At 44.8% G+C, this 12,496-nt stretch carries 15 protein-coding genes; 12 read left to right on the top strand and 3 right to left on the bottom strand.

Features of this window, described 5'->3' with window-relative positions:
* The first annotated feature begins 77 nt into the window (after window positions 1-77).
* The 5 genes from E2491_RS04775 (at window position 78) to E2491_RS04755 (ending at window position 2,423) form a co-directional block, all read left to right on the top strand.
* Window positions 78-593 (top strand): GrpB family protein, encoded by a 516-nt coding sequence (locus tag E2491_RS04775; protein ID WP_134373477.1) that lies wholly within the window; start codon window positions 78-80, stop codon window positions 591-593.
* Between the two features lie 105 nt (window positions 594-698).
* Window positions 699-1,136, top strand: a complete 438-nt coding sequence (locus E2491_RS04770) for an NUDIX hydrolase (RefSeq protein WP_134373475.1) — start codon at window positions 699-701, stop codon at window positions 1,134-1,136.
* A 12-nt stretch (window positions 1,137-1,148) separates the two neighbouring features.
* The gene (locus E2491_RS04765; protein WP_134373473.1) at window positions 1,149-1,361 is read left to right on the top strand and encodes a hypothetical protein; all 213 of its coding nucleotides are present in this window, start codon (window positions 1,149-1,151) and stop codon (window positions 1,359-1,361) included.
* Window positions 1,362-1,376: 15 nt separating this feature from the next.
* Window positions 1,377-1,922: a nucleoside/nucleotide kinase family protein gene (locus E2491_RS04760; RefSeq protein ID WP_134373471.1), complete on the top strand. Its 546-nt coding sequence runs from the start codon at window positions 1,377-1,379 to the stop codon at window positions 1,920-1,922.
* A 54-nt stretch (window positions 1,923-1,976) separates the two neighbouring features.
* Window positions 1,977-2,423: a hypothetical protein gene (locus E2491_RS04755; protein WP_134373469.1), complete on the top strand. Its 447-nt coding sequence runs from the start codon at window positions 1,977-1,979 to the stop codon at window positions 2,421-2,423.
* Window positions 2,424-2,471: 48 nt separating this feature from the next.
* Here the strand turns inward: E2491_RS04755 and E2491_RS04750 are convergent, their stop codons facing one another.
* Together E2491_RS04750 and E2491_RS04745 are read right to left on the bottom strand one after the other, a co-directional pair.
* Window positions 2,472-2,945, bottom strand: coding sequence for a DUF4188 domain-containing protein (locus tag E2491_RS04750; RefSeq protein ID WP_134373467.1), 474 nt, complete (start codon window positions 2,943-2,945; stop codon window positions 2,472-2,474).
* 2 nt (window positions 2,946-2,947) lie between these two features.
* A complete protein-coding gene (locus E2491_RS04745) occupies window positions 2,948-3,505 on the bottom strand; it encodes a PadR family transcriptional regulator (protein WP_134373465.1) in 558 nt (185 codons plus the stop codon).
* A gap of 112 nt (window positions 3,506-3,617) precedes the next feature.
* Between E2491_RS04745 and E2491_RS04740 the strand changes: the two genes are divergently transcribed.
* The 3 genes from E2491_RS04740 to E2491_RS04730 are packed head-to-tail and all read left to right on the top strand — an operon-like array spanning window position 3,618 to window position 5,703.
* Complete coding sequence (locus tag E2491_RS04740; RefSeq protein ID WP_134373463.1) at window positions 3,618-3,809, top strand: hypothetical protein; 192 nt, start codon at window positions 3,618-3,620, stop codon at window positions 3,807-3,809.
* 4 nt (window positions 3,810-3,813) lie between these two features.
* Window positions 3,814-4,512 (top strand): CBS domain-containing protein, encoded by a 699-nt coding sequence (locus tag E2491_RS04735; RefSeq protein ID WP_134373461.1) that lies wholly within the window; start codon window positions 3,814-3,816, stop codon window positions 4,510-4,512.
* Between the two features lie 18 nt (window positions 4,513-4,530).
* Window positions 4,531-5,703, top strand: coding sequence for an alanyl-tRNA editing protein (locus tag E2491_RS04730; protein WP_134373459.1), 1,173 nt, complete (start codon window positions 4,531-4,533; stop codon window positions 5,701-5,703).
* 443 nt (window positions 5,704-6,146) lie between these two features.
* Here the strand turns inward: E2491_RS04730 and E2491_RS04725 are convergent, their stop codons facing one another.
* Entirely contained in the window at window positions 6,147-6,911 is a 765-nt protein-coding gene (locus E2491_RS04725) for an STAS domain-containing protein (RefSeq protein ID WP_134373457.1), read from the bottom strand.
* A 273-nt stretch (window positions 6,912-7,184) separates the two neighbouring features.
* On the opposite strand from E2491_RS04725, the gene E2491_RS04720 reads away from it, so the two are divergent.
* From E2491_RS04720 to E2491_RS04705, 4 genes are all read left to right on the top strand, one after another.
* Window positions 7,185-8,630 carry a PTS mannitol transporter subunit IIBC gene (locus E2491_RS04720; RefSeq protein ID WP_134373455.1) on the top strand — a complete coding sequence of 482 codons (1,446 nt, stop codon included), beginning with the start codon at window positions 7,185-7,187 and terminating at the stop codon, window positions 8,628-8,630.
* A gap of 115 nt (window positions 8,631-8,745) precedes the next feature.
* On the top strand, window positions 8,746-10,845 hold the full coding sequence (locus E2491_RS04715) for a BglG family transcription antiterminator (RefSeq protein WP_134373453.1): 2,100 nt from the start codon (window positions 8,746-8,748) through the stop codon (window positions 10,843-10,845).
* Window positions 10,842-11,273: a PTS mannitol transporter subunit IIA gene (locus E2491_RS04710; RefSeq protein WP_134373451.1), complete on the top strand. Its 432-nt coding sequence runs from the start codon at window positions 10,842-10,844 to the stop codon at window positions 11,271-11,273. The genes E2491_RS04715 and E2491_RS04710 overlap by 4 nt, the downstream gene beginning before the upstream one ends.
* Complete coding sequence (locus tag E2491_RS04705) at window positions 11,273-12,412, top strand: mannitol-1-phosphate 5-dehydrogenase (protein WP_134373449.1); 1,140 nt, start codon at window positions 11,273-11,275, stop codon at window positions 12,410-12,412. Before E2491_RS04710 ends, E2491_RS04705 begins: the two co-directional genes overlap by 1 nt.
* Window positions 12,413-12,496 lie beyond the last annotated feature (84 nt).

The raw sequence follows: 12,496 nt of genomic DNA, 5'->3' as shown, positions 1-12,496 counted from the left end.
GGGTCTGTCGCCAGGTCTACTGTAGACTTCAGGAACAGGCCTCTTGTCTACACTGTCGATAAGAGGAGGATTATGACGTGAGAAAAACAACGATTATGCCTTATACGGAGTTATGGGCGGAGGAGTTTGAGCGGGAGTCGGATGCAATTAAGAATATTTTTGAAAGAGCTGTTCTGTATCATATGGGCAGCACTTCGGTTCCGGCGATTGGTTATGCGAAGCCTGTCATTGATATTTTAGGTGTGCTGGAGGATATTTCAGAAGCAGACCGGTTGAGTGCTGACATGGAGAGGCTTGGCTATGAGGTATGCGGGGAGAACGGGATCCCGGGACGCCGCTTTTTTACGAAGGGTGGAAATGAGCGGACGCATCATGTGCACCTTTATGAAAAGGGCAATGAGCAAATTGATATTCACCTGAATTTTAAACGTTACCTGTTGGAGCATCCAACTGACGCGAAAGCATATGGTGAGTTGAAACTTCAATTGCTACAAGAATTCCCGGATCAGCACGAGGAATATCAAACCAGAAAGCAGCCTTTTGTAAGTGAGCTGGCGAAAAAAGCGAATGAGTGGGCAAAGCGAAAAGACTAGGGTGACCCTGGTCTTTTTGTTTTGGAAAACTTGAGAAAAAATAAGATGAATTTTCAGAAAACTGATATAATGTTAGATATTACCTATATAGAAATGAGGGGCATGATGAAGATCTGGCAAGGGGCTGCAGGTGTTTGTGTGAATGGTAAAAATGAACTGTTAATGGTGTTACAGGCGGCACCAGGTGAGGATCAGAAGTGGACAATTCCATCTGGTGGGAAAGAGAAAATGGAAACCTTTGAGGAATGCTGTGTAAGAGAGATTTTCGAAGAAACGGGCTATACGACAAAGATACAATCCTTTTTACACACAAAAGAAACTACGCTGGATGATATTGATGTTCTTGTTCATTACTACACTGTTAAATGTACAGGAGGGAGTGCTGTCATTCAGGATCCGGATGAACTTATTTATGATATCGCCTGGAAATCGGCCGATGAAATTGTACAGCTGTCACTGGCATTTCCGGAAGACAGGGAATTTTATTTGCAGATGCTGCAGAGAAAGATTAAACCTGGGACAGACGTTGCTTTACAAAAATAGGAGGTGTAAACCATGGAGTATTTTTTGAGAAAAGCTTTTCTCGTTCTTCAGTTCGGGGCTATTTTCTTTTTGTATTTTTCGGTTATGCAGTTGTCGATCGGCAGGTGGTTTGTCTTTAGCGGTTTTGCTAATTTAGGTCTTTCGATTTTAATAGTAGTGATCCTTGTTTTTCTTACACAGCTGACAACCTCCAAAATTAAAGATATTTATCGTTCAAATCCGTAAAAGGGGGTGTGACAAATGACGAAAATTATATCAATTGCGACCGTATCAGGTGGAGGGAAAACGACACTGACAGAGCGTTTGATGCAGGCACTTCCTCATTCTGAGGCGATACATTTTGATGATATTGATTTCAAGCACGCTCCTGAAGATTTAACGAAGTGGGTAGATGACGGAGCTGATCCACATGCATGGGATCTCAGCCCGCTGTCTGATCAGATTGAACAGCTAATCGCAGGAGACCACCCGCCTTCTTATCTCATTCTTGATTATCCATTCAGTTACCTTCACCCTGACATCTCAGCCCGCATTGATATCTCGATTTATGTACATACACCACTGGATGTTGCGATGGCCAGAAGGATCATTCGGGATCAGCGGGGACAGAAGCGTATCGTGGAAGAGCTTGCGCATTATTTATCAAAAAGCCGTAGGGCCTATGTGTATATGGAAGAGCAGGTCATGCCAACAGCTGATCTTGTGCTTGATGGGACAGAGGATCCGGCACTGCTTGTTTCCAATGTGTTACGCCACCTTTATTATGGATCGACTCTTACAAAATAAAACAACCGGCTTTATCGAAAAGCCGGCCTCTATTAGCAGGGGGGTACAATCATTATGACCGAAACGAAAAGAATTCAAACAAACGCCTGGCTTATGTTGTTATTTATTCCGCTGTTTGTTACAGGATATATGCTCGCCGTTTACGAGGAAAGCTTATTTGGTCTATTTGAATGGGGTTATTGGACGCTAATTTCAGCATTGTTTATTTTCGCCGTTTGGAATACGACCATTACGAAAGGTCCTTCTAAATGGGCTGCGACGTCAATGGCGGCTTTTTTGATGCAGCTCGCAGTGCTTAGCTTATTTCTTGGCCCGTTCAGTATTTATAGCATGTTTTTTGTGTTTTATGCTGTAGCAGCAGTCGTTTTAATCACATTCATATTGGCTTTGAAAAAAACAGATCGATTCAAAGGATTAATTGCACTATTTCTCGGATTGAGTATTGTGATGGTCGTTTATATGGCTGTTATACAAAGTTTATGGGGTGTGAATTGGATGTAGTGACGTCGCACCAAAAAAGCACCGCGTCCAGATGCGGTGCTTTTCTATTTACTGTGCTTTTAATCGATCAGATGCGGTCTCCATCTTCTTTCCAACTGGCTGAACCCCAATCGCTTTCGATAATCCAAAAGCCGGCATGCGGTTGTAGATTGTTTCGTATGTTCCCGGCGCGACTGCGTAGGTTTCATGAAAAATGCCAACTGCCTCCGATTTGGCGGCTTTCTGGTAAAAGTTTTTCCAGGCTTTCATATGTTCCTGTCCTTTAGCGTAAGCGTACAGCTGATCTTTAGAGTTCCAGTACTGAATCAGCGTGACCGTTCTCCAGCCCATCAACGTTTCTGTTGATAAAAAGCCCAGTTCCTTATGTGTATAAAGCTCGCGCAGCATTGGGCCCATTGCCATAAATACCGGAAACCATTTGTGAACTGCCCAGAATTTATTAATACGCATTCCCACCATAAAAACGGTCATTTCCTGTCCATGTGTGGCCATAAACCGCGCCTGCTCAAGCTTTTTACCCATTGTTATTCCTCCTCATTTTGAAGTTCTTCTGTGACTTCCCGGCACCATTCGATCGCTGCATTCGTTGTTTTAAAGCCGTGACGGAGAGTGAATAACCAGAATTGTTCATCCTCAGAGCGAATGGATGAACGTTTAATCATTTGTTCAATCTGCTGATAAACAGAGAGCCGTTCCTGAAGTTGAGTTTCGTACTGCTTGATCTTTGCAATCGCTGTTTGGGCCGGCTCGTGACGACTGAAAAACAGCTTCAGCAGCCATTCATTTTTCTGTACAGGCAATCCGCTGTCAACCGGTGAAACAAGCCACGCCTCCAATGCCTGACGTCCTTTATCAGTAATTTCATAAATAATCTTGTCCGGTTTATCAGTCTGCGGTTCCTTTTTTGAAATGGCTAAGCCTTCATCTGTCAACTTTTTTAAAGAGGGATAAATCTGACCATAGCTGATTTTCCAGAAATGGCTCAGGCTGTTATCAATCATTTGTTTCATTGAATATCCGGTGTTGCAGCCGGTTGTCATCATGCCAAGCAACACGTAAGGGGTATGATTCTCTTTGGCCAAATGAACACCACCTATATCTTTTAGTTATATATCTTAAAGATATAATAAATCTTTATACTTTTAAAGTAAAGCATTTTTTGAAATAATTTTACAAACGAAGGGGGATCTTATCGTGAGAGAAAAATCTCGTGCACAAACGATAAGCTTTTATATCTTTGCTTTTATTGCTATTATTCTGGTTCGTGCGATCCTTTCTGATGAATCGGACATCATGGAGTCGATCGGTTTTTCAATCTATATGATCGCAGCGTACTTCTTTATTAAATGGCTCCGAAAACCGCACGTTTACAAAAAGAAGGAGTGACGGGATGGATTCTTCAAATTCAAGAGCATTTCTCAAAGACTTTAACGAAATTGAAAATTACCTTAAGAACAAGCACAATAAAGGGAATTATATGAGCTTTCATGCGCTGCTTGATAAAGCCTCACAGCGTAATGACAGAATCGTAAAGCGTTATTTGCAGGATTTGAAGGAAATTGCGGAGCTCCGAAATGCGATTGTCCATACATACACAGAGGAAGTACTGGCAGAGCCGACCGATTATGTGGTTGAATTGATTGAAGAAATTCGCAGCCGGCTAGTTGTGCCGCCAACAGTGGAGCGATTTATCAAGGACGTTGTGACCTTTCATGAGGACACCACACTGAAAGAAGTGCTGCGTAACATGAAAAATAAAGAGTACTCGCAGTTTCCGGTGGTTGATCAGCAGAAGCTTGTTAAGACACTGGTCACAGACAGTGGTGTAGCCAATTGGCTCGCCTCTCATTTAAATGAAGAATCCATTTCGATCAAAGGCGTTCAAGTAAAAGATCTGTTGCCTTTCGATCGACGGAAGCAGAATTACCGTTTTATTCCGAAAGAAATGAGTGTATATGAAGCACAGGATCGTTTCGCGCAGGCGGCGGAGCGTGGAGAAAAACTGGTTGCGCTCATCATTACGAAAAATGGAGCCAGCACAGAGCGGATACTTGGCATCGTCACACCGTGGGATGTCATGGAAACGTAGAAAGAGGAGTTGTTAATCATGACAGAAAAGTTATTTTATCAGGATGTTTATATACATGAGTTTGAAGCTGAGATTGAGAAGAACGGCATAGACGAACAGGGCAGTCCTTACCTTGTGCTCAATCAGACTGCTTTTTACCCGACTGGAGGAGGACAGCCTTTCGATCAGGGAACATTGAATGGAGCACAAGTCCAAGAGGTTGAAGAAGTGGAGGGTGAAATTCGCCATTACACAGATTTAAAGGCTACAGGTTCAGTTAAAGGTGAGATCGACTGGGAGCGCAGGTTTGATCATATGCAACAGCATGCAGGACAGCATATTTTATCTGCTGTATTTGAAAATAAATTTGACGCAAAAACCATCAGCTTTCATTTAGGGCAGGAGGTTTGTTCGATTGACCTTGAGGTAGAGTCGCTAACGGAGGAAACGGTGCTTCAGGCCGAAGAAGCCGCCAACCTGGTGATCCTCGAGAACCGGCCGATTGAGACGAAATGGGTCACTTATGAAGAGCTGAGTCAATACCCGCTTCGCAAAGCCGTATCAGTAAAAGAAGATATCAGACTCGTCATCATCCCGGACATTGATTACAACGGCTGCGGAGGCACACATCCCGGTTCAACTGGTGAGGTGGCGGCGCTGAACATTCTTCACACGGAAAAGCAGAAAGGAAACATACGTGTATATTTCGTATGTGGACATCGTGTACGAAAACAGCTTGATGAAAAGCATTTGGTAGTGCAAAGTCTGACGGCGAGGCTGAGTGCACCGCAGGATCAGCTGCCTCAGGCTGCGGACCGTCTTCTTGAGCAGGTCAGAGACCTTGAAAAGGAAAAGGAAGAGCTGAAGAAACAGCTTGCAGAATTGCGGGCAGACGGGTATCTCTCAACTTCCAATCACGTGATAAAAGAGATCTTTCACGATCAGGAGATTGCCGATATTCAGCACCTGGCCAAAAACATTACGTTAAAAGCAGACGACCGGATCGTACTCTTTGTCAATGAGACAGACGATAAACTCCAGGTCATCTGTGCAAGAGGAAACAGCGTTGACATGAATATGAATCTTCCGCTGAAAAAGGTGCTGTCTCTCATTAACGGACGTGGCGGCGGAAAGCCCGATTTCGTTCAGGGAGGCGGAGAGAAGCTGATGACTGCTGAAGAATTGCTCCGGCATTTGGAGGCTGAGCTATAAGGAGTCGTGTGAGGATTTTTTGCGCGGTATGGAGTTCGTTAATCAGGATTTAAGCTCTTTTCGCGGCAAATAGTGGTCTAATCAGGTGATATAGAGGGACTGGATGGCAGTGGTCTTCCTGCTTGAAGTGTGAACAGTACAATTCCTTTTTGATTCGATACAATTCCGTCTTGGGTCGTTACAATTCGTAGTTGAAACATAACAAAAAAGGTGCTGTATAACTTGAACAATACAATAAAAAATTTAAACGATTGAATTAATACATCATTCAGTACAATAAAAAGTTGAATCGATGAAAAAACTCTTCGGAACAGTACAATTCCTCACTCAAGCCACACCCTCAGGTTGCCGCAACCAATCACGCGGAACAACTCAATCAGCACAAACACGCACGTCCGCGTCAAAACCACAGAAAAAAGCTGCCCGTCACGGACAGCTTTTTTTTACTTCTGATCTTTAGAAATAATGTACTGAATCCCGTCATAAGTCGTGGTAAAAATCTTCACATCACGGTTCAGGTGATTCATCGCCATCGCAAGTTCCGGTGTAACGCCTACGATCATGCACTGGGTGCCGATCAGACGAAGGCAGTCAATTAACTTTTGGAAAAGGTGTGTCGTATGCTCCCTTTCATTAAAATAAACCTTATTCAAATTGATTAATACATAATCAATCTGACTGGATGCACATTCTTCTAAAACACTTGTCACTAAAAGATTGAAACGCTCGCTGTCAAAGGCGCCGATCAGGGGCAGTGCAATGGCATTATGCCAAACCTTCATCATAGGTGTGGAAAGTGAGGCAATCAGCTTTTCTTTTTCCTCTTCTTCGGCTGCTTTTGTGGTGACGTCCAGCAGCATCACAATATAGCCATCAATACGTTCGCCGGTGGATCGGATAGGCGTAACTACGATATCAGTTACGATGAGATTTTTAATTGTGATTCTTGTTCTGTGTGGTCCCTTGAGCTGCTTCATCATGTTCTGCTGATGGGACGGAAATCTATGAAACAGATCCATGTTCTGACCGATCATATCGTGACTGCCATTGAGTCCGTATGAAGCGGCAACGCCATTTAACAGGTTGGCTGCGGCTGTATTCATCCAGACAATATTGTATTCATGGTCCGCTAATAAAATGGTTTCACCTATGCTGTCTAATGCAGTCAGCGGTGATATTGCAGTTGGGATAACGCCATATGCTGTCATGGGATCTCCTATCCTTTTCTTAAAATTGATCAGCCTATATTATACGATATACTCTCCCTTTCCACCTAATCCGAGCTGTTAATCCTATTCAGCTAAAATAATTGAAAAAACAGGGATTTTGTTCACTTCCTTCAAATCTCTGTTAATTAAAAAATGTCCACATTACGTGTGACAAAGTTGAATTTTCTATTCATTGTTTTGCATAAGTAAGCGCTTTATTATTAAATTAACAACATTGGAAAGTCAGTGAAAACAAATAAAGGAGGAACAAAAATGGAAGGGAACAAGTCAGGTGTGAAGGCGAAGATTCAGAAGTTTGGTTCGTACTTGAGTGGCATGATTATGCCAAACATCGGTGCATTTATCGCTTGGGGACTTATTACTGCTTTATTCATTCCAACAGGCTGGGCGCCGAATGAAGATCTGGCAACTGTCGTTGGACCGATGATTACGTACCTGCTGCCTTTACTGATCGGTTTTACCGGTGGACACATGGTTTATGGCATGCGCGGAGGGGTGCTTGGTGCGACGGCCACTATTGGTGCGATTGTCGGAACGGATATCCCGATGTTTCTTGGGGCGATGATTCTCGGGCCGCTTGGTGGTTTCCTGATCAAACAGGTTGATAAGCTGTTTGAAGGAAAAGTAAAGCAGGGCTTTGAGATGCTGATCAATAACTTTACTGCAGGGATTCTGGGTGGTGCGTTAACGCTTATTGCCTATACTGGAATCGGTCCGGTTGTACAGGGGCTTAACGAAGTAATGGCTTCAGGTGTAAGAGTCATTGTTGATGCAAACCTATTGCCGCTTGCAAGTATTTTTGTTGAACCTGCGAAAGTACTGTTTTTAAACAATGCTATTAATCACGGGATTCTTGGACCGCTGGCACTCGATCAGGCAGCCGATGCAGGTAAGTCGATTCTGTTTATGGTTGAATCCAATCCTGGACCGGGTCTTGGTATCCTGCTGGCTTATATGGTATTCGGAAAAGGGATGGCGCGTCTGTCCGCTTCAGGCGCAAGTGTGATCCACTTCCTTGGAGGAATTCACGAAATTTATTTCCCTTACATCCTGATGAAGCCTGTGCTGATTGTTGCAGCGATTCTGGGTGGTGCCAGTGGTATTTTGACTTTCTCGATGCTGGATGTAGGTCTTGTGGCAACCCCATCACCGGGAAGTATCTTTGCTTACCTTGCCATGACGCCGCGTGGTGACTACCTTGGTATGCTGGCTGGTGTGTTCATTTCAGCTGCAGTATCATTCGGTTCTGCAGGATTCTTGCTGAAAGTGACGAAATCCACTGAAGAAGACGACGCGCTGACTGAAGCTACAGAGCGTATGCAGGATATGAAAGGTAAGAAAAGCGTTGCTGCTGCTCATTTAACAGGTGAGCCGGCTGCTGATTCAACGCCGCTTGTCGGAGCTGGACCAGTGAATAAAGTGATCTTTGCCTGCGATGCCGGAATGGGTTCCAGTGCAATGGGGGCTTCACTTCTGAAAAATAAATTTAAAAAAGCGGATATTGATATCTTTGTCACAAATACGGCGATTAATCAGATTCCGGAGGATGCGGATATTGTGATTACGCACAAGGATTTAACGGACCGTGCCAGAGCCAAACGTCCGGATGCACGTCATATCTCGGTTGACAATTTCCTCGGCAGTCCAAAATACGACGAGCTGGTAAATGAATTAAAGCGGAAAGATGAATCTGCATAAAAAGGTATCGGGGAATCCGCTTGAATGATCAAGGCGGGTTCCCTGTGTTTTTGTTCAGGCAGGATAAAAAAAGATTGAATAGGGAAAAGAATAACTGAAAAGGAGGTGCTGATGTGTGTACGTAACAGGACGAGAAAGAAAGATGCTCCATATACTGCTGACCGCTCAGCACCAGTTTACGACACTTGGTGAGCTTGCAGATCATCTACAGGTCAGTCAGCGCACGGTTCAACGTGAACTGAATAAGCTGGATGATGTACTGCAGCAATTTCACTTAGGAATGGACAAGCAGGCAGGAAGAGGCATCAGGCTGACAGGTTCGACAGACGGATTTGACAAGCTTGAGTCCGCTTTACTGCAGGTGCCAACAGCAGAGCTTGATGCAGGGGAAAGAAAAATTCTCCTGCTGCATTATTTAATGAAACAAAACACGGTTGTGAAGCTGGTGGAACTGGCGAATGAATTCCAGATGCCGACCGCTGCACTCAGTCAGACACTTGATGAGCTTGAGGAGTTTCTAAGACCCTATGCAGTGTCGATTATCAGGCGAAGAGGTTACGGGATCGAGCTGTCGGGAGATGAAAAAGCCAAAAGGAGATCACTTGCCAACCTTATGATGGAAGAGCTTGAGAGCTCCTCCATTTATTCGATTCATGGAGGTCAACTGTTTAACCAGCGGACACTCGACCATCAGGTGTTCACAATCGTTAACCGCGAAGAGTTTGATCAGGTTGATCAGCTGATCAAACCTTTTATTGAGGAGCTGCCGTATCCTTTGACGGATAGTGCATACGTTTCATTGTTATTGCATATTTGTCTGTCGCTTCAAAGAATTCGTGCAGGAGCAACAGTGGAGCATCATGATCAGCTGCTGGAGGAATTACAGGCACTGCCGGAATATAGGATTGCCGATCAGATTATCAGCACGTTATCACAGGCATTTGATATGACCATTGAAGAACAGGAAACAGGTTATATTACGATTCACCTGAAAACGGCCAAAAGGCGTTTTCAGGAGCAGTTTGTGGACCAGCTCATTAATCCTGAGCTGGCGGTGACGGTTCATCAGCTTGTCCGGGCCATTTCTGACCGGCTGAATGTGAACCTGCTGGATGATCCGGATTTAATTGAGGGACTGATTGCACACATTGAACCGGGGATTCAGCGGGCCAAGGAAAGAAACTTCACTTATAATCCACTGACAAACCGTATTAAGAGAGAGTATCCCGAGCTGTTTGAGGCGGTTCGCTCAAGTGTGGCGGAAGTGCTTCCGGGCTATGATTTTCCGGATGGTGAGCTTGCCTTTCTCGCTCTGCATTTCGGCTCGGCTTTAGAAGGACAGGCTGAACCTGGACATCTGTCTGTACTCGTTGTGTGTGCAAGCGGAATCGGAACATCAAAGATGATAGCAAGCCGCCTGCACAAAGAATTCGATGAAATGAAGTCGATTACGCTGTCCTCCATTCGTGAAGTGGAAAAGCATTTAGAGGAAAGTCACTTTGATCTGATTGTTTCAACAGTGGGATTAAGTGGACTCACGGAGGATTACCTGCTGGTGAATCCGCTGCTTCCCCAATCGGATGCTGAAAAAATCCGTAAGACCATTCATGACATAAAGCCGATGAAAAAACCTTCTGCCTTGAAGCAGAAGCCGGGTGATGAGACGCCATTTCTCCATCGTTTAAAACAGATGAATCAATATGCCAATGCGGTGGAGCAGGTGTTGAAACAGTTTAGACTCGAGCACATTGAGGGCAGCATAAGCTTTTCAGACGTGCTGAAAAAGATTGATCTCGCGCTTTTTGAGGAAAAGATGATTGAAGAATCAGGATCCGTATACAGGAACCTGATGGAACGTGAATCCATTGGCGGTATGGGTCTTCCGGATACGGGACTCGCGCTGTATCATTGCCGTGATGACATGATTCGGCAGCCGGTTTTCAGATTGTATGACCTGCCGGAGCCTTATGAACTGAAAGGGATGGATGGAGCATTCATGCCTGTCAGTCGCCTGATTCTGATGGTGTCACCTGAGGATCAGGAAAGCCGGGGGGCAGAGGTGTTGAGCACGATTAGTGGCAGCCTTGTAGAAGAAGAGTCAACCATGCGTCTGATTCGGAACGGGTCAGAAAAAGAAATTTTTCAGTTTTTACAAAAAACCTTACATGATTTTTATACCGAAAAGTCAAAGAATTTAATGGAGGGAACATCATGAGCGACATCTTTAAAAAAGAAAACATTTACTTGAACGAATCAGCAGGAACGAAAAGGGAAGCCATTGAAAAGGCAGGGGCTGTCCTTGCTGAAAAGGGCTATGTGGACGCGGATTATATAACAAGCATGCTTGAGCGTGAGGAAATCTCCACGACCTATATCGGGAACAAAATTGCGATCCCGCACGGCACGGAGGATTCGAAAAAGCTTGTGAAGAAGTCAGGCATTTCGGTTCTTCAGCTGCCTGAAGGTGTGATGTTTGATGACAATGAAGTAAACATTGTGGTCGGCATTGCCGGAAAAGACGGAGAGCATTTAGAGATCTTATCAAAAATTGCGATCGCCTGCTCGGAGGAAGAAAACGTTGAGCGGCTGATCCAGGCCAAATCGGAAGAGGAGATCATCGCGATTTTTGAGGAGGCTGAATAATGAAGGCTGTTCATTTTGGTGCGGGTAATATCGGGCGTGGCTTTATCGGAGCGATTTTACAGCAATCGGGCTATGATGTCACCTTTATTGATGTTAATGCAGAACTGATCAACCGTCTGAATCAGGACCGTCAGTATGAAGTCGTGCTGGCTGATGAAACGAAGGAATCTTTTACCGTTACGGGTGTCAGCGGAATTAATAGTCAGGAAAATTCTGAAGCAGCCGCCGCAGCCGTTGCAGATGCCACGATCGTGACGGCTTCAGTCGGGCCTGGCGTTCTGCCTTTTATTGCGCCTGTGATTGCGAAAGGGCTGGCTGCACGACCAGAAGGAGCAGCAATCAATGTCATTGCCTGTGAAAATATGATTGGCGGCAGTGATAAATTGAAAAGTGAAGTGGAGAAACATCTATCTAAAAAAGAGGCTGAACACGTTTTTGCTCAAAGCGGCTTTCCGAATTCAGCAGTGGACCGGATCGTGCCGATTCAAAAGCATGATAATCCACTGAAGATTGAAGTAGAGCGCTATTTTGAATGGGTGATAGAAACGAAGGATCTGAGAGGGGAACATCCAGCCCTTGAGGGTGCAATCTTCGTTGATGATCTCGTCCCTTTTATCGAGCGTAAGCTGTTAACGGTTAACACAGGACACGCGTCCATCGCCTATAACGGTTTATTAATGGGCTATCAAACAGTAAAAGAAGCGATGGGCGATCAGCGTGTTGTCGATCTGCTAAAAGGGGTACTTCATGAAACGAGTCTATTTTTAACGGATAAGTTTGGTTTTGATCAGGAGGACCACCAGGAATATGTACGCAAAATCATTGAGCGTTATCAAAATCCGTACATCTCAGACGGACTTGACCGCGTGGGGCGTGCACCGCTCCGTAAGCTGTCAGCAGGTGACCGTCTAACCTATCCAGCTGTCGAATTGAATAAGAACGGCATTGAACCGGTCAATCTTGAGCGGACCATTGCAGCGGCTCTTCATTTTGATCTGCAGGATGACCCTGAGGCGGTTGAGCTCCAGGGATGGATCCGTGAATACGGTGTGGCAGCAGCCTATGAAAAAGCTTCGGGTGTTGCGGTTAGCAGCGAGATGAATCTTCGGATAAAGGATTATTATGAGACGGCACGTTGAGGTCGTTTGAAACCACAGCTTTCGGGCTGTGGTTTTTCTAATGGGGAGGAGTCTGGCGGTTCGCAGGATTTTGGTTGAGTTTCG

Source organism: Jeotgalibacillus sp. R-1-5s-1 (assembly GCF_004405105.1).
Lineage (GTDB): Bacteria > Bacillota > Bacilli > Bacillales > Jeotgalibacillaceae > Jeotgalibacillus.
Note: the sequence above shows the minus strand (reverse complement) of the source record. Positions and strands in the feature narration are given on the sequence as shown.